General features: G+C 68.3%; 16 protein-coding genes and 3 pseudogenes. 8 read left to right on the top strand and 11 right to left on the bottom strand.

Annotation, left to right across the window (positions count from 1 at the left end; translation table 11 throughout):
• Window positions 1-189: 189 nt before the first annotated feature.
• From ABZT18_RS24895 to ABZT18_RS24905, 3 genes are all read right to left on the bottom strand, one after another.
• The gene (locus ABZT18_RS24895) at window positions 190-1,509 is read right to left on the bottom strand and encodes a cellulose binding domain-containing protein (RefSeq protein ID WP_354996592.1); all 1,320 of its coding nucleotides are present in this window, start codon (window positions 1,507-1,509) and stop codon (window positions 190-192) included.
• 524 nt (window positions 1,510-2,033) lie between these two features.
• Window positions 2,034-2,438 carry a hypothetical protein gene (locus ABZT18_RS24900; RefSeq protein WP_354996593.1) on the bottom strand — a complete coding sequence of 135 codons (405 nt, stop codon included), beginning with the start codon at window positions 2,436-2,438 and terminating at the stop codon, window positions 2,034-2,036.
• Window positions 2,439-2,848: 410 nt separating this feature from the next.
• On the bottom strand, window positions 2,849-3,352 hold the full coding sequence (locus tag ABZT18_RS24905; protein ID WP_354996594.1) for an NUDIX domain-containing protein: 504 nt from the start codon (window positions 3,350-3,352) through the stop codon (window positions 2,849-2,851).
• Window positions 3,353-3,427: 75 nt separating this feature from the next.
• Between ABZT18_RS24905 and ABZT18_RS24910 the strand changes: the two genes are divergently transcribed.
• Window positions 3,428-3,634: a hypothetical protein gene (locus ABZT18_RS24910; RefSeq protein WP_354996595.1), complete on the top strand. Its 207-nt coding sequence runs from the start codon at window positions 3,428-3,430 to the stop codon at window positions 3,632-3,634.
• Between the two features lie 362 nt (window positions 3,635-3,996).
• Window positions 3,997-6,231 carry a UvrD-helicase domain-containing protein gene (locus ABZT18_RS24915; RefSeq protein ID WP_355252568.1) on the top strand — a complete coding sequence of 745 codons (2,235 nt, stop codon included), beginning with the start codon at window positions 3,997-3,999 and terminating at the stop codon, window positions 6,229-6,231.
• Between the two features lie 205 nt (window positions 6,232-6,436).
• Here the strand turns inward: ABZT18_RS24915 and ABZT18_RS24920 are convergent, their stop codons facing one another.
• A complete protein-coding gene (locus ABZT18_RS24920; protein ID WP_354996597.1) occupies window positions 6,437-9,316 on the bottom strand; it encodes a M20/M25/M40 family metallo-hydrolase in 2,880 nt (959 codons plus the stop codon).
• A gap of 738 nt (window positions 9,317-10,054) precedes the next feature.
• Here ABZT18_RS24920 and ABZT18_RS24925 point away from each other — a divergent pair.
• The gene (locus ABZT18_RS24925) at window positions 10,055-10,417 is read left to right on the top strand and encodes a hypothetical protein (RefSeq protein ID WP_354996598.1); all 363 of its coding nucleotides are present in this window, start codon (window positions 10,055-10,057) and stop codon (window positions 10,415-10,417) included.
• On the opposite strand, the pseudogene ABZT18_RS24930 reads toward ABZT18_RS24925, so the two are convergent.
• Window positions 10,384-10,773: pseudogene (locus ABZT18_RS24930) on the bottom strand (glycoside hydrolase family 92 protein); the annotation flags it as partial. The gene ABZT18_RS24925 and the pseudogene ABZT18_RS24930 overlap by 34 nt on opposite strands.
• On the opposite strand from ABZT18_RS24930, the gene ABZT18_RS24935 reads away from it, so the two are divergent.
• On the top strand, window positions 10,772-10,984 hold the full coding sequence (locus ABZT18_RS24935) for a hypothetical protein (RefSeq protein ID WP_354996599.1): 213 nt from the start codon (window positions 10,772-10,774) through the stop codon (window positions 10,982-10,984). The pseudogene ABZT18_RS24930 and the gene ABZT18_RS24935 sit on opposite strands and share 2 nt — an antisense overlap.
• 323 nt (window positions 10,985-11,307) lie before the next feature.
• A pseudogene (locus tag ABZT18_RS24940) lies at window positions 11,308-11,412 on the top strand (CGNR zinc finger domain-containing protein); the annotation flags it as partial.
• On the opposite strand, the gene ABZT18_RS24945 reads toward ABZT18_RS24940, so the two are convergent.
• Window positions 11,385-12,644 carry an MFS transporter gene (locus tag ABZT18_RS24945; protein ID WP_354996600.1) on the bottom strand — a complete coding sequence of 420 codons (1,260 nt, stop codon included), beginning with the start codon at window positions 12,642-12,644 and terminating at the stop codon, window positions 11,385-11,387. The pseudogene ABZT18_RS24940 and the gene ABZT18_RS24945 sit on opposite strands and share 28 nt — an antisense overlap.
• Window positions 12,645-12,735: 91 nt before the next feature.
• Between ABZT18_RS24945 and ABZT18_RS24950 the strand changes: the two genes are divergently transcribed.
• Window positions 12,736-13,830 carry a DUF5937 family protein gene (locus tag ABZT18_RS24950; RefSeq protein WP_354996601.1) on the top strand — a complete coding sequence of 365 codons (1,095 nt, stop codon included), beginning with the start codon at window positions 12,736-12,738 and terminating at the stop codon, window positions 13,828-13,830.
• Window positions 13,831-13,964: 134 nt separating this feature from the next.
• Here the strand turns inward: ABZT18_RS24950 and ABZT18_RS24955 are convergent.
• From ABZT18_RS24955 to ABZT18_RS24965, 3 genes and pseudogenes are all read right to left on the bottom strand, one after another.
• Window positions 13,965-14,135 (bottom strand): annotated as a pseudogene (locus ABZT18_RS24955) (transposase); the annotation flags it as partial.
• A gap of 174 nt (window positions 14,136-14,309) precedes the next feature.
• On the bottom strand, window positions 14,310-15,785 hold the full coding sequence (locus ABZT18_RS24960) for an RICIN domain-containing protein (protein ID WP_354996602.1): 1,476 nt from the start codon (window positions 15,783-15,785) through the stop codon (window positions 14,310-14,312).
• Between the two features lie 29 nt (window positions 15,786-15,814).
• Window positions 15,815-17,254: a glycoside hydrolase family 43 protein gene (locus ABZT18_RS24965; protein ID WP_355252571.1), complete on the bottom strand. Its 1,440-nt coding sequence runs from the start codon at window positions 17,252-17,254 to the stop codon at window positions 15,815-15,817.
• 629 nt (window positions 17,255-17,883) lie between these two features.
• Between ABZT18_RS24965 and ABZT18_RS24970 the strand changes: the two genes are divergently transcribed.
• Complete coding sequence (locus ABZT18_RS24970; protein WP_355252574.1) at window positions 17,884-19,017, top strand: cellulose binding domain-containing protein; 1,134 nt, start codon at window positions 17,884-17,886, stop codon at window positions 19,015-19,017.
• A 116-nt stretch (window positions 19,018-19,133) separates the two neighbouring features.
• On the opposite strand, the gene ABZT18_RS24975 is transcribed toward ABZT18_RS24970, so the two are convergent.
• Entirely contained in the window at window positions 19,134-19,307 is a 174-nt protein-coding gene (locus ABZT18_RS24975) for a hypothetical protein (RefSeq protein WP_355252577.1), read from the bottom strand.
• Between the two features lie 290 nt (window positions 19,308-19,597).
• Between ABZT18_RS24975 and ABZT18_RS24980 the strand changes: the two genes are divergently transcribed.
• Window positions 19,598-19,786, top strand: a complete 189-nt coding sequence (locus ABZT18_RS24980; RefSeq protein WP_354996606.1) for a hypothetical protein — start codon at window positions 19,598-19,600, stop codon at window positions 19,784-19,786.
• 137 nt (window positions 19,787-19,923) lie between these two features.
• Here the strand turns inward: ABZT18_RS24980 and ABZT18_RS24985 are convergent, their stop codons facing one another.
• Window positions 19,924-20,193, bottom strand: coding sequence for a hypothetical protein (locus tag ABZT18_RS24985; protein ID WP_355252580.1), 270 nt, complete (start codon window positions 20,191-20,193; stop codon window positions 19,924-19,926).
• Between the last annotated feature and the right edge of the window lie 298 nt (window positions 20,194-20,491).

Consider the following 20,491-nt stretch of genomic DNA (forward strand, 5'->3'; position numbering starts at 1 on the left):
GTAGCGGACTCGTACCCGTCACAAGATCTGCCCGTTGAGACCCGCGTCGATGCGACTGCGCCACGACGAGCCTGATGTTCTCAACGACGTGCGACTGGACCGGGGCACTTCTCCGGTCCGTACATCTCGCATGTGGGTGTTGCCCTGAGGGCCCGGAGCCAGTGGCTCCGGGCCCTGGTTCTGCCAGGCTCAGGGGCTGGTGCAGCTGATGTTGCCGGGCGGTGTGGCGCCGTTGCCGGTGGCGGTGAACCCGAAGGTCGTCGAGGCGTTCGGGCCCAACGTTCCGTTGTAGGGGGCGTTCTTGACGGTGACGTTGCCGGTGGTGCCCGTGTTGGTGCCGTTCCAGAGGCTGCTGATGGCCTGGCCGCTGGCCAGGGTCAGGCGTACGGTCCATCCGTTGACCGTGGTGGCGGTGGTGTTGGCCACGGTGACCTCACCCTGGAAGCCACCGGGCCAGCTGTTGACCGTGCTGTAGGTGGCGGAGCAGTTGCCTGGCCCTCCGGTCGGCGGGGGCGTGGTCGGCGGCGCGGTCGTGGGGGGCGGACTCGTGGGGGGCGGGGTCGTCGGGGGCGCGGTGGTCGGCGGCGGGGTCGTGGGCGGCGGGGTGGACTGGAACTGACTGAAGAACCTCCAGATTTCCGCCGAGGTCCACGTCCTGGAGTCGTTGGGGCTGGACGAGCCGTCGACCGGGCTGGGGGTGTGGTCTCCGTCGAACGCGGCCCACTGCACGGGATAACCAGCTCGGCAGCCGGCGTAGGTGGTGGTGATGTGGGTGAGGCTGCCTCGGCTTGGCTCGCGCGGGCTTTGGGCGGTGCAGCCGTTGTTCCGTACGAAGGTGTCGCGCAGCGACCGGCCCTGGGAGATGTTCAGCACGCTGTCGTAGATGCCGTGGATGCCGAAGTAGGCGACCGGTTGGGCGCCGCCGTTGCAACCACTGAGATTGGCGCCGGACAGGACGGTGACCGCGCGGATGACGGTGGGACGCGCGCAGGCCACCGCGTAGCTCATGGCCCCGCCGTAGCTCCAGCCCAGGGCGAAGCGTTGGGTCGTGTCGACGCAGAGGTCATTCTCGATCTGCCGGGAGATGTCGTCGAAGAGGGTCAGGTCCCGACCATTGGTGTTGGCCCAGCCAGCGTCGAGCCCTTGGGGCGCGACGAAGATGGTGCTGTTGTTCGACAGCGGCGCAAGCCCGTAGTAGCCGGCTGAAGCGACGTTGTTGGCTGAACCGTTCAACCAGTGGAAGCCGAAGATGAGCCGGTAGGGGTTGTTCCTGTCGTAGCCGTCGGGGATCCGGAGGATGTAACTGCGATTCTGTCCGCTGCTCTGAATGGTGCGTGTTCCGCTGGTGAGCGTGGGGGCCTTGCCGCAGCCCGCGGTCGCCGCGAGGGTGCCGTTCGTCGCGGCGACCGCCGTACCGCGGAAGCCGCTGCTCAGCGCGCCGCCAGCGGTCGCCGCGAGGAGGATCACTGCGGCTGCGATGGAGGAGAGAAGATGTCTACGTTTGACCATTGCTTGACTCCTTGCCCTTGGTCGTCTCTTGCGGTGGTGGTGGTACTACGCGAGGTGGGCCCGGCGACGCTGGCCGCGCGGCGAGCACTGGCGGAACGACGGCTCGACGGGCGGACGGGGCGGTGAGGTGATGACCGATGTTTCTGGCGCTGCCTGCTGCCGGGGTTGTCCGCGACGGGACATGGAGAGAGCTGGGCATGCAGCCGGACCGAAGTCGTCCGGCAGCCGCCTGCGGTTCGCCTGGCATCGGCGGAGCGGCCCGGACTGGTCACCGACCGGCGAGGCTGCGAGGAGGGCGATACCCTCGGCGCGCCTCTGCCGATTGACGGAGATGACTGGAAGCGTGCCCTTCGCTTCCGCCCGGAAACATAGCATGTTATCGATAACATGCTCAATGGCGGCTGACTGATCGGTGAGCTTTCTCGGGCTTGGTGACACGCCAAGCGGGTCGCCAGCCCTGCGCGCTTTGGGTCGAACGCCTCTTCGGCGAACCGGAAGATGTCGGCTTTGCTGGTTGGCGCTCGTCAGAGCCGCGTGGTTGCGGACGCCCGCGGTGGCCCCGTGCCCGCAGCGCTGGCGATGAGGAGCACCGCCGCCGGCAGGAACGCGCCGCCGATGCCCAGCCCGAGCAGCAGCCCCCATACGGTGATGACCAGTGCGGCCACCACGTCGGCGACCCAGGTCAGCCGACCGATCCGCTGTGCGAGAACCGGCAGCATCGCGGCGACGACGGGCACCCCGAGCAGGTAGCTGGCCGCAGTCCCGGAGTCGTCCACGGTGAAGGGAGTCAGCATGGCGGCCACCAGCACGGTGATCGCCAGGGCCGACCATCGGACGACCCGCCGAGCGTCGGCCGGCCGGCGAACCAGGACCACGACACCGACGAGCAGGACACCCGCGATCGCACCGACCGTCGCCAGACCAATCATCAAGCTCTCCTCGATTGCAGGAGGCATCTCATCGAAGACGACGGATAGTCGTCTCCGCGTCCCACGATACGGCTGGTCGGGCTCACTGCAAGAGATCCGGCGTCCAGCCTGTTCTGGAGCAAGGTGCCGGGCTGGCCACTGATGGCGACCGGGACGAGGAGACACCGAGCGCCGACACCCGAGTCGCATGGGCAGGCGGCGGGCGACGATCGAACGGACACTGGCGGTGCTACCCCACCCACGCGTACCCAGACGCCGCAGACCGGTTCTCCGTGCTGAAGGACGCCACGAGCACGGGTGACGTGGCCAGGGCCGTACGGACCGGCGCCGGTCAACGGCGCTGGAGCCTGCGGCCACTCGCCAGGTTGAGAAGGTTCATGATGGGCAGGGGTGGTCGCTGCCGCAGCTTGCTAGAGGCCGAGGTGGATCGGCTGGGTTGGCGTGTCTGTGGTGAGAAGCGCCGTCAACGGTGTGGCGAGGTCGCGGGGCGAAAACAGGTCGGAGCCGGCATAGCTGACGATCTCCGAGAGATGCCACCAGCGGAACTCGGCCAGGTTCTCGGCGGCGAGTTGGTCGTCGGTCAGCTCGCCGCGGGGCTGGAAGTGGCTCGCACGGATGAGGAAGTAGTCATTGATGATGCCGTCGAACCCCGGCGCGAGGTCGGTGGCGAAGACTTTCTGGTGCCAGACGTGCGGTGGGTCGACGGTGATCGTCAGACCTGTTTCCTCGCGAAGTTCGCGACGCAAGGCCGTCAACGGGTCCTCGCCGGGTTCGATGCCGCCGCCTGGTGCCGCCCATACGCCCTTCGCCTCGCCAGGCACCGCCGGGTGAGGGAAGACGAACCGGCACAGCAGGATGCTGTCGTCTTCGTCGAGCACGATCGCGCGGACGGAGTGACGCAGCTTCGGCGTCACGGCGTGTCAGACGTGGCGGGGAGAACGATGATCGACACGTCTGGAGACTAACAACCTCCGCTCGATATTTGTGGCGTGGCCGTGGCGCAGTGCTCGTCGACCTCATTTCCCTGTCCCAGCTGTGGTTTGGCGATGCCGGCTTCCGGCGGCGTTGCGGCGGTCGGCGAAGCGGTTGCTCTCGCGGGCAGCGGCCAGTTTGTCGGCAAGGCAACGGATCTCGGTTTCATGATCGCGCATGGTGCGTTTGCGGGCGAGGTTCTCACTGAGCCCTTTCAAACTTGATCTTGCGGGTCAGCGCGGGTAGGCGGGGCCACGGATCGATGAGGGCATCTCGTTGTCCATCCGCACGCTGAACCACCTCGCCGAGCGCATCCGCAGCCACCGCAACGATCGGTCAACGGCGCACTTGATAGCGCAGGTGAAGCACCCGACTCCCGATGGTGCTGTCGTCATGGATCCGCATCGTGGGGGGCGTGTGGCTGATCGGAACGCACCCGCAGATCAGATAGGGACCGGACTGTCAATAAGCGAATGAAGATTGATTGAGGCCACAAAAGACCAGGAACTGCAAGGCATTGAGATTCCCATCTCTGCCGGCGGAGTTCCTCGCCGACGAGGGAAATCGACTCTATGCTTGCCGCCGAATGCACTGCGGCTCATCCGGGCCGAGGGGACGCCAATACAAGGATTTGCGAATGCGCCGGAAGTCTGCTCTGAACAACGGCACCGCTGGCGTCAGCGCAGTAGCACCGGACGGCGAACCGCCTACCTCTACCGCAGAGGGCGTCGCGCGCCGATCCGCGATCGCCGAGGAACAGGCGTTTCTCGACTTGGCCACGGCCCGGCGCGACAGGCTGGCCGACCACCTACAGGTCGAGCTTTCGTCAGAGGTCCTGGACGCGTTGGAACGGGCCCGGCAGCGCATGCTCCGCCAGCAGTACGAAGAGCTACGGCGAGCACGGGAAGGCTTGGTCTTCGGCCGCCTCGACGGTCTTGATGGCACCGTGCGACACGTAGGCCGTGTCGGTCTCCGCAACGACGGCGAGGACAGTGAGCCACTGCTGGTCGATTGGCGCGCTCCCGCAGCGCGGCCGTTCTACACCGCGACGGCTGTCGACCCACAAGGTCAGGCACGGCGCCGTCACATACGCACGAGGGGATCGGCCGTCGTCGGCGTGGACGACGAGCCACTGGACGGGACCATAACGACCGAACTCGTCGGTGAAGGCGCTCTACTTGCCGCCCTCGACCAGCGGCGCACCGGCCGCATGTCGACGGCGATCTCCACGCTGCAACGCGAGCAGGATGACATCATCCGGGCCGAGGCGACCGGTCCGCTGATCGTTCAGGGCGGTCCCGGCACCGGCAAGACCGTGGTTGCTCTGCACCGCGTCGCCTACCTGCTGTTCGCCCACCGAAAGATGGCCGACCAAGCGGTCCTGGTCCTCGGCCCCTCGCCGCGGTTCCTCCAGTACATCGCCCAGGTGCTACCCGCGCTCGGTGAGACCGCCGTCGTCTCGGCGACCTGCGACACGCTGCTGACCGAGATCCGCGTGGGCCGCGAGGAGAGCCGGCTTCTCGCCGAAATCAAGGGCCGCGCCCCCTGGCAGCTCGCGCTCGAAAACTACGTCACGTCGCTGCTCCCCCGGCCCCGCGAGCTGAAGCTGCGCTGGGAGGGCGAGTTCTACGTCATAACTGCCGCAGCGGTGGCGCAGGCGCTCGCCTCGGCGGTACAGGGACGCCCGTACCACCGTGCCCGCGCGGCGTTCGCCGAGCAGTTGCACCACCTCCTTGCCGAAGTCGTCGTCGAGCAGCGCGAGGCGCTGATGAACGAGATGGAGGAGGGCTTCGAGGACATCCTTGCCCGCGTCGACAGGGGCATGGAGCAGGACCACCACTTCGGCAGGACGTCCACCGGCAGCGACGTCGACGGATTGCTCTCCGAAGAAGAGATCGAAAATCTCCGCTCTCGTATCGCCGGGAGCGCCACCATCGCCCGGTTCATCGAGGCATGGTGGCCCACTCTCGACGCCGGAGCCCTGCTGGGTGATCTCCTGACCGACCGCACCCTGCTGGCCCGGTTCGCCCCGCATCTGTCCCGGGAGGAGATCACCGCCGTCTCGGCCGAGCCCGCCCCGTGGGCATCGAGCGACATTCCCCTGCTCGACGCCCTTGCTGACCTGCTGGGCGAGGTCGAGGCCCCACAACCACAGGGTGAGTTCGTCGCCGACCGCGCTCGCCGGCAGCGCGGCTGGGTGTACGGCCACGTCGTCATCGACGAGGCGCAGGAACTGTCCGAGATGCAGTGGCACATGGTCCTACGGCGCTGTCCCAGTCGCTCCATCACCGCGGTCGGCGATATCGACCAGGCGGAGGCGGCGCACCGGCACACCAGTTGGGGACAAGCGGTGCAGGCTGCGTTCGGAGACCGCTGGACCGCCGCGGAACTGACCATCTGTTACCGGACCCCGCGTGAGGTCATGGACCTCACCGAACCGGTCCTGAAGAAAGCTGGCAGCCACAACGCGCCGCCACGAGCCGTACGCTCCTCCGGCATCGCCCCCTGGGAGCTCACGATCACGTCTGCCGAGCTTGCCGACGCCGCCGCCGAAGCTGTGCGGCAGTTGCAGCAGCGGTGGCATGGCGGCACGGTCGGCGTCATCGCCCCCGCCGAGCGCATCACCGAACTCCTAGCCGTACTGAGCGATGTGCCGGTGCTCACCGCGTCCCAGTCCAAGGGATTGGAATGGGACGCGACGCTACTCATCGACCCCCAAGGCATCGCCGCTGAGCCACGCGGTTGGAACGGCCTCTATGTCGCGCTCACCCGATGCACCCAGGAACTCGGACAGCTGATACTCACGCCGCGACAGCGATGATGGCAGCGCGGGCATGACTCACTTCGGACGATCAATAAGGCGTAGGAACATCGATGATCATCTGAACCGGTCATGCCCGCCCTGCTACCACCAGCACGGGGGCGTCTACACCAACCACATCAAGCCGAGCACCCTCACGACTTTGCCGGGGCCCTGCACCGCGCATGCCCTCTCCTGCGCGCGCTGAACTTCCGGTTCACCGCCGTCACACGATGGAGATCGACCGGACCTGGGTGTTGCCCTTGGTTTCGACGTACACCTTGTAATCGCCGACGGTGTAAGTGCCAGCAGCGTTGTTGTCGATGGTGAACGTGGCCGTCACCGGAGACTCGCTGCCGTCGATGTGGGTCTGCTTCACCGTGATGGTCAACTCGTTCTTGTTGCCCTTCAACTTCTTCACCACCGCCGACGGCTTCGCATCGATGGCCGCGTTGGCGACTGTCACGTAGACCGCGTCGGGTGAGGAGAACTCCGCGTTCTTCTGCCCATCACCGAACACGAAGAAGCCCCGTTGTTCGATGGCCCCGCGCCCGGGGAACGGATCGGGGTTTGAGGCCAGGTACGTCGGATTGACCGTGTACAGGTCCGTCTTGGAATCCGCGAGGATGGTCTGCACTCCGGTGTACGGGGCATCGGTGATCGCGAGGTTGACCGACAGGTAGATGGCGTTGGGGTTGTTGGCCGAGATGCGCGAGGAGAAGTACTTGTCCGCACTCTGCCCCGCAGGAACGGCCAGCGGCACAACCGCGTCGCCGACGAGAATGTTGAACTGGAAGTCGCCGTAGCCGCCGGCGATGAACTTCGCCCAAGCCGCGTCCGACATGTAGCCGGGGCGCTCCGCCTTGAACTCCAGACGCATCGGCGCCACGTACGTGCTGTTCAGGTACTCGGTGTCGGTCAGGGGCAAGTAGACCCCTCCCGGGGCGTGCCCCAGTGCGAGAGCCGACGCCGTCGGGGCCGAATTGCCGCGCCCGTTCCACATCGGGATGTTGAACGAGGTGGCGCCGAGCAGGGCCTGGGTGCCCAACTGGCTCGTGCCGACAGCGGCCGACGCGTCCTTGTAGGTTCCGATCGTGACGTCGAGCAGGTCGAGGTCCGCCCGGTCGGCGTTCAACCCCGGGATGCTTGCCCCCATGAACTTGGCGCCGGCGGGCCCGGAGTACCGAGCCATCTCCAGCATGCCATCGGCCATGATCTTGGTCATCTGCACTGCCGAGTCGACCTTCATCCGCTCGTTGGCCGTGTGCCACCAGCGCTCGTTACCCGGGATGACGGCGCCGAAGGCGGTCATCTTATTGCGGAAGCTGCTGGCCAGGGTGCCACCGGTCGTGCCCTGCGGATAGACCACGTCCCTGAGGGAATATGGGTCCGCAAACTCCTCCGGGTTGCGGTTGACCGAGGCTTGGTAGCTCCCGAACTGAAGAGCCGTCAACGGGTTGTCGTGAGTGACATACAACCCGGCGCCGACGGGCGAGCCGAGGTTGCCGATGGTGAACCCCTTCGCCTGGAAGGCGGCCGTGACCGCCGCCGTTGCCTGGCCGGAGTCAGCCGCGGTGACGTGCATGCTGCGCACGTACGTTGGCATGCTGAGGCTGCCGGAGGCGTCCGTGTAGAAGCTCGTCGGGGTCTCTGAATTGATGCCCCCCATGAGGGCAAAGGTCAGGTTCGGCGTGCCGTTGCTCGGGTTGCGCAACAGGCTCGCCGGGATGCCCATGTACTTGCCGATATAGGCCTCGCCTTCGACACCATCGCGGAAGAACAGGTCGGCGATGCCGTCGGCGGCTTTCTTCAATTGCATGTCGGCGGCAGTGATTCCCAAGGCGCCGAGTCCCTTGGAGAGAAGGAACATTCCCCACACGACGGCATTCTTGCCGTACTGCGGGGTCGGCATCTCCATCGCCACATCGGTGTTGATCTCCAGCGTTAGCGAGTCGCCGGTGATCGTGGTCTGCACCTTGGGCGTGGTGCGGGGAGCAGCCGGGAGCCAACCCTTCGTGGTCGCGGCAGCGGTGATCGTCGACACGAATCGGTCGCGCTCGGCGGAGCCGGCCCCCGCCAGGTCGAGGGTGAAAATGGCCCTCGAGGCGATCTGCGTGGTGCTGCCGTAGGCGATGTCCTTGAGCGTCGGGTCGCCTTCGCGCCGGGTGACGCCGGCTGTGGCATCCGTCAGCCGGAAGGCCTTGGTGCTGTCTGCGGACAAGCTCATCGACACCGACGGGGTCACCGATCCGGAGTTGCCGACGATGACCGGGAACCGCGAGTCGGAGGTGTAGCCCGCGATCGGGATCTCCTCCCGATTGAGGTTCTTGTAGGCCCAGTTGTCGTAGAAGCTCGGGTTCGAATTGTACGGAATGGACTGGAAGGCGGCGGTGTTCGTCGTCGAGGGCGTGCCGGGACCGCCGTCTTCGTAGATTCCCATGACGATGCGGATGCGTCGATCGAGGGGCAACCCCGCCTCAAGCAGCGCCTTGGCCGCGAGCAGCGTCGCCAGCGTCGGGCCGCTGTCGTCCTGCAGGCCCGCCCCGTAGACCCAGCCGTCCTGGACATAGGGCGAGTGGTACGCACCAGGAGTGCCGAGGTTGCCATCGGCGTCCCGCCAGCGCGCCAGCTGGGCCGGCGAAACGGAAGCCGTCGGCGAGTCGAGGTGGCTCAACGCCATGACCATCTCCGGGGCGTCCGGGTCACCGATCTCTGCGTAGACGTACTTGTCGGGCTGGCGTTGGACGACCACCGGGAAGCCCAGGTCGGTGGCCAGCTTGACCACCCAGGCAAGCTTGGCGACCTTGCGGTCGTACTCGTTCTGGTTGGCTTCGGTGTTGCTGACCGGGAAGGGGTACGCCGTCGCGGCCGTGCCGCCTCGCGAGATGGAGTCGTAGCTCGACCCGTCCAGCATCGCCCCGATCAGACTGAGCGGGTCGTAGGTGCCGTCCCCCGCCCGCGCGCTGTTGACGCGTCCAGCCAACGCCTCGACTTCCGCGTGGATCGCGTCGCGCTCGGCGTCGGTCACCGACAGGTCGTAGGTGACGCCCGGCTGGAAGCGCTCCTCGCCGGAGCTGGTCGCGGAGGCGTTAGCCGCTGCACCCATGGATAGGAGCAATGACACGCCAAGTGTCAGCGCAAGGGGTTTCTTCCGCATCACCGAGACTCCCTAATGGTCAGATCCAAAAAAACATGGGATGAATTCGTTGTACGCGAGACCCTTTCAGGCCTTTCCCAGCTTGTCAATGAATCTTTCTGAGTAACGGTTTGTGGCGCTGCGTGATCGGGTGGTGCGGTGTGGTGGTGTTCGAAGTGGAGGACGACGAGCGCGGCGGACACGACCACCGATATTGTTCACGGGGTAGCTAAACATGGAGATTACTCGATATTTTCCATCGAAAGTTTTCAAGGGGGCACCAACCTGGCCCCATTGACACTTCTCATCGGGGTCGCCTTCATGACCCCCGTCGATGTTTTTCAGGGGGTCAACCTCGTCACAGCGAACGACGAACTGACCAGATGCGAAAATCCATTCATTGTCGGCGATTCCATCGGCCGGATACCCGGCCTGGAGGGGATCGGATCCCGGCGAGCAGACCGCGCCCGCCTGCGACGCGGTGCGGTCTCGGGGTGACGGAAAAAGTCCGTCCCTGATAACGGAAGCCAGTGGTCGCGCTCCCAGCGCGTCGACGCGTTTCTGCTGGTTGGGCAGCAGGAAGAACGATCAGATACGTTGACGCCGTCAACATTGCGATCATCCCTTGTCGATGTTCTGATCTTCGCGTCGGACAGCTCAAGGCGGCCGAGGATCAGACGTCGTGCCAGTCACCGAGGAGGCGGCGTGATGCCGAGGCGACCCGACCAGGCCACCGGGACCATCGCGCTGGTAATCGAGGATCGCGCGAATCCCTTCTGGTCAGACATCACGCGGGGAGTGGAGGAAATCGCCCGGCGGCATCAGCACATGCTGGTCGTCGGCAGTACCGGGCTGAGCTTCGAGCAGGAACGCGACCTCCTGCGCGACCTGGTGCGCCGGCGTGTCGACGGACTGCTGGTGACGCCGACCGCTCACGACCATGTCGAGCTGCACAGGGAACTGGCGCACCGGGCACCGATGGTGTCGAAGGTGACCCACGCGCCGGTGCCGCCGGTGCCGGCGGCGTCCCGGGTGGCCGGGATCCGGGTCGTGCCGCGCCAGGTGCCGTAGCCGGTGAACGGCCGGTCGAAGCTGGCCGTGAAGTAGACGGTGTGGTCGTCCCGGCCGGCGCAGAAGTTGCCGGCGGGCACCCGACCCTCCACGATGCGGTCGCCGACCACATGGATCTCCGAGTCCAGGACGCTCTGGTTTGCCTTGCCGGTGTTGAACAGCACGTTGGCGGCCGTGGTCGCCGGGAACGTGTACCGCTGCCACCCGGTACGCGGCGTGGCGGTCAGTTCGGCGCGCACCCCGTACTTCGACAGCCCGACCCGGTAGTAGCCAGGTGTGGCCTGCTCGTCGGTGTGCGCATACGCCGATCGGTAGACCGCCGGGTCGACACTGCTCACCGCCCCGGTCGTCGGCATGATCGGCACCTCGCCGGCCACTCCGCAACCGACTCCGGACAGGTGGGCGGTGGTCCTGGCCGCGCTTGCCGGGCCGGTTGCGACCGCCAGGGACCCGGCAGTCGGGGCCGCCTGGCTCGCATTGCGTCAGGTCACCGGCCAGGAAGAGGCGGTGCGCCTGCACCACCGCATGCTCCGGCTCGACCTTGAAGGGTCGCCGGTTGGCCCGTGACCGGGGCTGCGCATCAGGGTTGTTGCTCCGTGGCGGACCAGCACGCGACGGCCGAGGCGGTCAGCACCGATTCCTCATCCCCCTTCATCGCCCACGTGAGGCGCTCTGGGAAGACTTCCGCCGCCACCGACCGGCCGTCGACGTCGACCCCAGTCGTGGTTGATTCCGGCGAAGACGAGGAGCAGCCACAGTGCTGCACTTGACGGCGGCCTCGCCGCCAGCTGCGCCCGAGTCAGCGAGCGTCGACCGTTCCACGCTCATCTACCCGCATGAACGTGGTTTGTCGCGCCGCGCCCTCGAACAACCCGAAGCGGACGCGGAGCTTCGACACCTCCCGCAACGGCACTCGCCGCCGGTGCTCCATGGACGGCTGCGGCAGCCGCGCCAAAGCCGCCCGCCACTACCAACGCCACCGAGCGACGCTCGACTGGCCCCGGCCGAGCCGCCCGAACGACACGCCACCTTCCCCCTCTCCCGTTGGCGTGCGCAGCACCACGGCCGCACCGGCCAGTGTGGTGAGTGCCAGCATCAGCCACAGCGCCGACGGGCCGACCGCGAGCAGGCCCGTCAGGATCGCGGGCGCGACGGCCATTCCCAGCCCGGTGGAGAGCTGCCAGCGCACCAGCGCACGCCCCACTTGCCGTTCCGGCGTGTTCGCGATGACGAGCGCGGTCCCGCTGCCCGTGTAGAGGATCTCCCCGGCGGTATAGAGCACGCAGACCACCGCGACGAGCGCCGCACCAGCCTCGCCACCCACCGCGGCCGCCGCCCAGAACCCCAGATAGGAGCCCGCGAGCACCACCCCCGAGGCGGCTAGGACCGATCTGCGGTGCCACCGGCCCAGCCAGACGACGAGCGGCACCTGCACCGCGATGACGAGCACGGTGTTGCCCACGAACATCCCCGCCGACCAGACCGGCGACACGTCGAGCTGCGTCACCATCACCGCGGGCAGCACCACCTCGAGCACGCTGAAGCAGAGCGCGAAGGGCAGGTTGGCCCAGAGCAGCCCGGTTAGGTGCCCCACCCCGCCCCGCTCGCTCGCCACCGCCGGGCGGTCGGGCACCCGCAGCCGCATCGAGGCGACGAGCAGCCCGGAGACGAGGAACCCCAGCCCGGTCAGGGCGGCGAGCGCCCGCAGGACCCCGTCCCCGCCCGTCACCGCGACAGTGGCGATCAGCGCTCCGGCGCCGAGGCCCGCGTTGCGCACCGAACGCCCGGCGGCGAGCGCCGCATCCCGGCGGCGGCCGGTGGTGAGCGCGGCGACAAGGGCCGCGTGCGCCGCCGGCCAGGCCTGGCTGCCCAACCCCAGCAGCACCGACGCGGCGAAAAAGCCCGCCTCGCCGTTCCCGGCGAGCAGCACGCCGACCCCGGCCACCCGGACGAGCAGCGTCGCCGCGACGACGGCCGACCTCGCACCCCGGTCGATCCACCGTCCCGCGAGCGGCAGTACGACCAGGCCCGCGAGCAGCCCGGCCGAGAGCGCGAGCCCTGCCGCAAGGGCACTCAGGTGAAGCACGACGATGCCGTAGAGCAGCAGGAACGGGCGGAGCAGGCCGCCGCCCACCGAGTCGATCATCAGAGCCAGCGTGTATCGCGGACCGCCGCCGGCGTGCAGCAGCGCCGCCCAGCCCAGCCGTTCATCCTTCTGCTTCGTCACGCCGACCACGGTCGCCGCCGGGTGGTCCCGGGCCACGCCGGTTGACGATCCTCGTCAAGTGTCGCGGCCCGCCCCGGCGGGTGGTGTCACGATGGGCGGCGTGGGACTGACGATCGACATTACCGGCGTACCGGATGAGCGGTTTATCTTTTCTCCCTCACCCCTGGGTGAGCTGGCCGCGATGCTGCACGCGCTGGCGGAGCCCGCGCACCACCCGGCGTTGCACGGCTGGATCACCACGACCGCCGCGTCGCTCAAGCCGGAGCTGAGCGACCGGCTGTTGGAGGCCGATTTCCTGTGGCGGTCGGCTCGGGCCGACTTCTTCGTGCCGGGTCAGCCTCGCGACACCCTCGCCGCCGAGCTCGACGACGTGGACCGGCTCGACGACGAGACCTATGTCGCGGCTGCTCTGATCACCACGAGCTGCGGCTCCACGCCCCAGCGCCGCCTGCGCTCACCGCTGGTCGACGCCGGCGCCCGGCACCGGGCCCGGGAGTTGGCGCTGGCGCGCGGGCCGCGCCAGGCCGACTTCGCCGACCAACTCCTCGCCGACCCTCCGCGTGTACGCGCCTGGGTGCGCCGCCTCCTAGAAGACTGTGAGCAGGCCTTCTTCGCCGAGTCGTGGGCCCGGGTGCAGCATCAGCTCGCCGCAGACTCCCGGCACAAGGCGGACCTGCTGGCCCGGCACGGCCTCGACCCGGTGCTCGCAGCGGTCTCCCCCGCGACGACCCGCTCCCCCGACGGACGGCGGGTCCTCATCGACAAGCTGCAGGACAACGCGACTACCGCGCAGGGGCAGGGGGTCACCTTCACCCCGACCGCGTTCGGCCGACCGCACCTGCTCGTCGTGCACGCGCCGGGCTGGCGGCCGGTCGTGCAGTATCCGGCGGCCGAGGCCGGGCTGCCGCACCCCGTGCCGCTCGACCTGATCCAACGGCGGATCGACACGCTCGCCCACCCGGTGCGGCGGCGGATTGCCCGAACGCTCGCCCGGGGCCCGCACACGACCGGGGAGATCGCCGAGGCGTGGCAGCTGAGCGCGCCCGAGGTCTCCCGCCACCTCACCGCGCTCAAGCAGGCCGGGCTCACCACGGTGAGCAGGCGCGGGCGATACGTTCACCACCAGCTCGACCTGACGGTCTGCGCCCGCCTCGGCGCCGACTTCGTCGAGGCGATCCTGCGCTGATGACTTAGAACAGGCATCGGGTTCGTGTCGGTGGGGCGAGGTCGACTACAAATCCATGATCATCGTCCGCGCGACTGCAACTCACTCCCCGATAGCCGCATCAGCCGATTGTTCGGACGCTCCAGGCCCACGACGTCGTCCCCGCGGTTGAGGCAGTGGCGGACGGTGCGGCCAGAGCTGCCGTGAACGGGGCTGACCCCGGCGAGGGCGGCGAAGGCGGCTTCGCTGCGAACGCGGCCGTGGTGCGACCAGGAGATCAGAGCCACGGCGGCCGTGACGGGACCGATGCCGGGTTGCTCGAGCAGCGCCGGACACATGGCGGCGACCATCGTCAGGGCTGTTCGAGGCGCCGCCGTCGGAGACTCCGGACGCGACGATCGCCGACGCGGACTTTCACACTCGGGCTGGACCTGATCCTCGACGGCGTCGCCGTGCGGATCGACCGCTCCGACTTCTGAGGCGCACCGGCCAGGTGACCGTCAGACCGCCGTACGCGACCACTGCTGGTTCGCGCCGGTGTTGCAGGTGTACTGCTTGAGGACGACGCCGTCCGCGGTCGACGCGGCCGGCACGTCCACGCATTTACCGCTGTGCCGTGCCCGGAGCTGGAAGTAGCTGCCGTTGGCGACCATCTGGAACTGCTGATTGCTGCCGGTGCCACAGGTGTACTGGATGAGTTCGGCGCCGTCGGCGGTCGAGGCGCTCACCACGTCGAGGCACTTTCCGCTGTGCCGGCTGACGATGCGCCAGTAGCCGCTGCCCGCGTCCTGGAACTGCCACTGCTGCCAGGCGCTGCCGCCGTACGTGTACTGGCCGACGCGCGCGCCGTTGTCGGTGTTCGGTTGCTGGACGTCCATTGCCTTGCCGCTGTGCCGCACGGTGATCCGGTAATACGTTCCCGTCGAAGGCGGGGGCGTCGTGGGGCCACCCCCGATGGTGTCGCCCCACGCGTACCGGATCTGGTCGGCGCCGGAGGTGTTGCGGACGGTCAGGTTGAGGTCGGTGCCGCTACCGCTGAGGGCGAACATCGAGTACCAGTCGTACCCGATGGTGCCGGGCTTTCCGCCCAGGGCGGGCCAGTAGGTGCCGCCCATCTGGTTGTCGCGCATGACCTGGGCCATGGCGCGGATGTGGCGCACGAAGTTGTCGCTGCTGCTCGCGTCGGCGTAGTTGCGGCCGTCGTTCATGGGAGCGCCGAACTCGGTCGCGACCGCCCGCGACGCGCAGTTGCCGAGGCGGGTCTGGATGTGGCTCCGGAAGGCGTCGTAGGTCATCGCGCCGTAGAAGAAGGCGTAGTGGTGGAAGGACAGCAGCGTCGAGGCGAAGCGGGTGTCGTTGCAGACGTCCCGCAGGTCCTGGCTGAAGCCGGTGCCGCCGATGAGCACCCGGCCGGGCACCGCCGAGAAGTGGTAGCTGAGCCAGTTCGCCGCGACGTCGCGCCACTCCGCCGAACTGTAGCCGTGCGGCTCGTTCATCGGCTCGAAGTAGACGTTGCTGTTCGAGCCGTACGTGTTGGTCACCGTGGACCACATCGTGTTCCACGCGGCGAGGTTCGTGATCCTGCCGCCGGACGCGGCACCGTCCTCCCAGTACGCCAGGATGACCTTGAACCCGCGGGCGGTGGCGGCGTCGATGGCGCCTCGGTACGCGTCCCACCAGGCCGTCCCCACCGTGTGGGTGTTGATGGGCAGCCGGACGGTGTTGACCCCCATGGTGGCGGCCATGTCGTCGTAGAGGGCGTTCGCCTTGGCCCGCGCTGTCGCGTTGCCGTCGGAGGCGCTCAGGCCCTGCACGACGAGCGGTCCGGTGCTGAAGTTGTCGCCCAACACGGCCCAGTTCATGCCCCGGAACCCGCTGGTCGCGGCAGTGGCCGGCGACGCCACGGTGACGACGACGCCAACCAGCACGGTCAGCACGGCCACCAGGGCGGACAACGCCCGTCGATGTAGTGCCACAGTCGGAGCTCCTTGAACAGGGACCAGCTTCAGCTGGTCATGCGGAAGGTGGCGTCGGCACGGCTCTGCGCGTCGGTGACCGGGTCGAGTCGGAGCAGATAGCTGTAGTGCCGGATGTAGCGGTCCGGGTGGCTGTAGGACTGGAACGACGTCCACGAGGAGTTGGCGAGGCCGCCGACCTGCCGGAAGGTGGCGTCGGCGGCGAAGGTGGCGGTGCCGTCGTTGGCTTCCAGCCGGAAGTCGAACCCGTAGTGGCGCAGGTAGTAGCCCGGGAAGTTGACCGATTGGATGGAGACCGTGCCGGAGCCGGCCAGGCCGGGCACCAACCGCCACTGGCCGTCCTGGGCCGGGCTGACGTTCGCGTCGATGCGGGCGTCGTGGTCGGCGTGGCGCACGTACCGGTCCTGGAAGTTGTACGACTGGATTCGGTTCACGGCGGTGGCGGGCCAGCGGGCGAGCACCCGGCTCTGCTCGACGGCGGTCAGGTTGAGGATGGAACCGTGCCGTTTCCTGGTGCCACCCATGGCGTACGAGCCGGACGCCGGCAACCGGAAGCTGCCCGGGCTCGACGGGTCGGTCGTCAGGACGGGCAGGTAGCCGCGCCCGCTGGAGTACTGGTCGAGGTAGAGGACCCACTCGTTGCGGGCGTTGAACCGCATCCACATCGGGCCTTCGACCTGGGAACCCGTCAGCCCGATGCCCGACAGGTTTCCGAGGGGGGTCCAGGTGCCGAGGATGGAGTTGCTGCCTTCGAGGGTGATCTGACCGTCGCGGGACGCCCGGACGTAGCGGTAGGCGCCGACGCCAGCCGGCACCTCGACGATCTGGGTATCGATGATCTCCTGGCTGCCGGGCCGGTTGACGTAGACCTGCGGCGTGGTAGTGCTGCGGAAATCCGCCGTGCGCGCGTAGTAGATGCGGTGTTTGGTCGCCCCGTTGAGCGGGACGTTGGTCGCCCAGTAGAGGACGTAGTCGCCGGTGGCCGGGTTCCAGATCGCCTCCGGGGCCCAGGCGTTGCGTCCGTCCGGGATCGCGCCGGCGACGTTCACCAGCCACGGCGCCGACCAGTTGACCAGGTCGGTGGACTCCCACACGACGAGGTTGCGGCTGCCGTTGTTGATCGCGGCCGACCAGTCCTGGCCGCAGCCGATGCACAGGTCGGTGGCGATGATCCAGTACCGGTCGCCGCCGGGCGAGCGGACCAGGGCGGGGTCGCGGACGCCACGGGTGCCGACTGTGGACCGCAGTACGAGCCCGCCGTTGTTCAGGTCCGTCCACCGCAGGCCGTCGGCGCTGTGCGCGAGGTAGATCTGCTGGTCGGTGGACGACTCGCCGGTGAAGTGCGCCATCAGGTAGCCGACCGTCGGGTCGAGTGCGGACGCCTCCTTCGGCGTCGCCGCCGACCAGGTGGTGAACAGCAGGCACGCGGCGACCGCCACCGCGCAGAGCCGGGCGAGGGATCTCGACACAGGTCTCTCCTTCGCGCAGGGGGTACGGATCAGCTGGCGAGGCGGTACGGCGAACACTGGTGTTAGCGCTAACAGGACTCCGCCCCCGCCCGGCTCGGGATCTCGGATTTCTCGTTACATTCGTGTTGCGGACAAGTGTTAGCGACCCCATCTGGAGTGTCAAGGGATCGACCGCAATCATTGGCTAAGAGGTGCCCTGCCGTCCGGACGGCGGTGCGCAGTGGCCCCGGAACGCGTAAGCACCTCGGCGCCGTACGCCGCGTCGTTGTAGATCACCACGAGAAGCGGTTGCGCCAGCCGCTCAGGGCGCGCAGGAGGGTGCGGATGCCGTCGGCGTCGCCGAGGACGTGTCGGGCGTGCACCGCCTTGACGTAGAGGGCCTCGTTATGGCGGTCGAGTCCAATGGCCTTGTCGAGCAGCTCGGAGGCGGCCTGCGGGTTGGTGTCGGGTCGGTCACCCGCAACAGGTTCGGGGCTCCTCGAGCAAAGGTCATGGAGGTCACCCGATCGATCAGTGCCGGCAGTGTGTGGGATGGCGTTGAACTTGACCCGAGGACCTGATCGAATGGCTCCGGGAGCAATCGGGCCGTCACCGACCGTACGACGTCACGTGACAGGAGCCCCGTCATCATGCTTCGAAGGTCAACCGTTCCCACCCTGCTCGCCACCCTTGCGGCCGTCTCCCTCGCCCTGCTGCTCGGTCTGGCCGCCACGGCGCCCGCCGGATCCGCGGTCGCCGCCCCACCCGCGGCTGCCTCGCCGGTACGGGTCATGCCGTTGGGCGACTCGATCACCGGCTCGCCCGGCTGCTGGCGGTCCACCCTGTGGAACCGCCTCCAGACCACCGGCTACCCCAACGTCGACTTCGTCGGCACACTCGGTCCACAGGGCTGCGGCCAGCCGTACGACGGGGACAACGAGGGCCACGGTGGCTACCTGGCGACGAATGTCGCCAACCAGAACCTGCTGCCCGGCTGGCTCTCCGCCACCCGCCCCGACATCGTGCTCATGCATTTCGGCACCAACGACGTGTGGAGCAACATCGCGCCAGCGACCATCCTCGCCGCGTACTCCAAGCTGGTCGACCAAATGCGGGCCAGCAACCCGACGATGCGGGTGATCGTTGCGAAAATCATCCCGATGGCACCGCCCACCTGCGCCGAATGCGGGCAACGCGTTGTAGCCCTGAACGCCGCGATCGGCGGCTGGGCGGCGGGGAAGACCACGGCGCAGTCCCCGATCGTGGTCGTCGACCAGTGGACGGGCTTCAGCACCGCCGGTGACACATACGACGGGGTGCACCCCAACGCCTCCGGCGACCAGAAGATGTCCGACCGCTGGTACCCGGCGCTGGCCGCCGCCCTCGCCAACGGCGGCGGCACCCCGACCCCGACGCCCACCGCGACCCCGACGGCGAGCCCCACCCCGACGGCCACCCCCACCCAGACCCCGGCTCCCGGGGCGAGCTGCACGGCCAACTACCGCATCGTCGGGCAGTGGCAGGGCGGGTTCCAGGGCGAGGTGACCATCCGCAACACCGGCGATGTCCGAACCGCCGGCTGGACGGTCGGGTACACCCTTGCCGGCGGCCAGCGGATCAGCCAGGCGTGGAACGCCGAGGTGACCCAGGCCGGCGACGCGATAACGGCGCGCAACGTGACCTGGAACGGGGCACTCGCTCCGGGCGCGGAGGCCACCTTCGGCTTCCTCGGCAGCGCCACCGGTACCCCCACCGCTCCCACCGTCAGCTGCACGGCGAGCTGAGTCGGCACGGGTCGACGGGGCTCCTCAGCGCTGCACCGGAGGGGCCCCGACGGCCCGAGCGACTCCGGCACCGGCATCGGTGGTCGGGCTGGTGTCGCGCTCGTCAGCGGGCGGGTCTACGCCGGCTCGCGCACACCGCCGGCGTTGCCACCGTCGCCCGGCATCGGTTCGGCCGGGGCTTGTGGCAGTTCGTCCGGTGTGTCGGGCAGAAGAACGCCCGCGTCGTCGGGCACCGGTTCACGCGGATCGATGGGCGGATACTGTTCGGGGTCGAGATCCGGTCCAGTCATCAAGCGAGTATCCGTCGCCTTCGGGTCTGCCGCTCATCGGGCCGCAGGACCAGGCCCGGCGCGGCGGTCTCTCCTGCCCTGAGGTGGTCGCTGCTGATGGACGGACCAGGGTGAGCCGCAACGGGCAGGACGGTGGAGGAGCCGGTGGCCTCCACCGACCGACCGAAGCTGATTCGACGGATCTCCGTACTCGCCCGTCGGTGGCGAGCTGGACGAAGGACGGTCGTTGATCGGTTTCCCGGCCGCTCGTGCGGGTACCGCCGCTGGTCAGGACCGAGGAAGGGACGCCCATGACCGAGCGGGAAGAGCAGCGTGACGGGGAGCAGACCGGGGTGCCGCAGGACGAGGCGGCCCGTGTCACCCGGGCGGTACAGGACGCCCACGGCGGCAGCATGGCACCAGGGCTGGTCGACGACACCGGTCACCCGGTGGCGCAGGCGCCGGCCGACCGGTTGACCGAGACCGAGGGCGCGGACTGAGGCGCCGGGCGTCGGGCTGGTCGGAAAACAGCCAGGAGGGTCCGCTGACGTGGCTTCGTCTCCACGGCGGCGAAGACCAGCCTCTGGGTGCCGTGTGCGTCAGCGCCAACGACGGTCTCGCTCGCTGCGGAAGCGGGCTATCCCTTGGCAGTAGGTCGGCTGTGCACCACTAGCTCGTCAATTTCCAACCGGCCGACACGCAGCTCCCGCACGACCGCCCGACGGATAGCCAGCCGCCCGATGACCAGCACCCCGACGGCCACGGCCCCAACGGCCAAAGCCCCGACGGCCAGGGCACCGAGCGACGCCGCCCCCGCAGCCCGCGCGCCGGTAGCCGCCGCGCCCGTCGCCACCGCGCCGTTGGCGCGCGTCCCCGTCAACCGCATCTGGCGTACCTCTGGTTTCATCCCCCCATTGTCCGCACACGCCGGCTCCCTACACATCCCGGATGCTTGCGGAACACGCTTCCGCTTCGCTCGGAGGGAGACGTGTCATGGCCGTTCTGGTCATCGGCGGGCCGAAGCCGCCGACGACGTGTGGAGTGTGCGCGTCAACGGGAACCTCGTGGTGGTCGTCTCGGTGCCCGGAGCGACGCTGATCTGGCGTGGGAGACCGAACTCCTTGACACCTCGACCGTGAAGGCCTGACTGTACCGGTGCCGATGCACTAGGGACGGCCTGCTGTTCGCCGAGACCGGAACGAAGA

This window comes from Micromonospora sp. NPDC005291, from assembly GCF_040607415.1.
Lineage (GTDB): Bacteria > Actinomycetota > Actinomycetes > Mycobacteriales > Micromonosporaceae > Micromonospora.

Excerpts from the sequence above, each read along its gene's own strand:
- ABZT18_RS24900 (WP_354996593.1), bottom strand. The coding sequence starts at position 2,438 with ATGATTGGTCTGGCGACGGTCGGTGCGATCGCGGGTGTCCTGCTCGTC.
- ABZT18_RS24935 (WP_354996599.1), top strand. The coding sequence starts at position 10,772 with ATGATCGGCACCTCGCCGGCCACTCCGCAACCGACTCCGGACAGGTGG.
- ABZT18_RS24975 (WP_355252577.1), bottom strand. The coding sequence starts at position 19,307 with ATGACTGGACCGGATCTCGACCCCGAACAGTATCCGCCCATCGATCCG.
- ABZT18_RS24920 (WP_354996597.1), bottom strand. The coding sequence starts at position 9,316 with ATGGGTGCAGCGGCTAACGCCTCCGCGACCAGCTCCGGCGAGGAGCGC.
- ABZT18_RS24895 (WP_354996592.1), bottom strand. The coding sequence starts at position 1,509 with ATGGTCAAACGTAGACATCTTCTCTCCTCCATCGCAGCCGCAGTGATC.
- ABZT18_RS24915 (WP_355252568.1), top strand. The coding sequence starts at position 3,997 with ATGCACTGCGGCTCATCCGGGCCGAGGGGACGCCAATACAAGGATTTG.
- ABZT18_RS24970 (WP_355252574.1), top strand. The coding sequence starts at position 17,884 with ATGCTTCGAAGGTCAACCGTTCCCACCCTGCTCGCCACCCTTGCGGCC.
- ABZT18_RS24980 (WP_354996606.1), top strand. The coding sequence starts at position 19,598 with ATGACCGAGCGGGAAGAGCAGCGTGACGGGGAGCAGACCGGGGTGCCG.
- ABZT18_RS24950 (WP_354996601.1), top strand. The coding sequence starts at position 12,736 with ATGGGCGGCGTGGGACTGACGATCGACATTACCGGCGTACCGGATGAG.
- ABZT18_RS24925 (WP_354996598.1), top strand. The coding sequence starts at position 10,055 with ATGCCGAGGCGACCCGACCAGGCCACCGGGACCATCGCGCTGGTAATC.
- ABZT18_RS24985 (WP_355252580.1), bottom strand. The coding sequence starts at position 20,193 with ATGAAACCAGAGGTACGCCAGATGCGGTTGACGGGGACGCGCGCCAAC.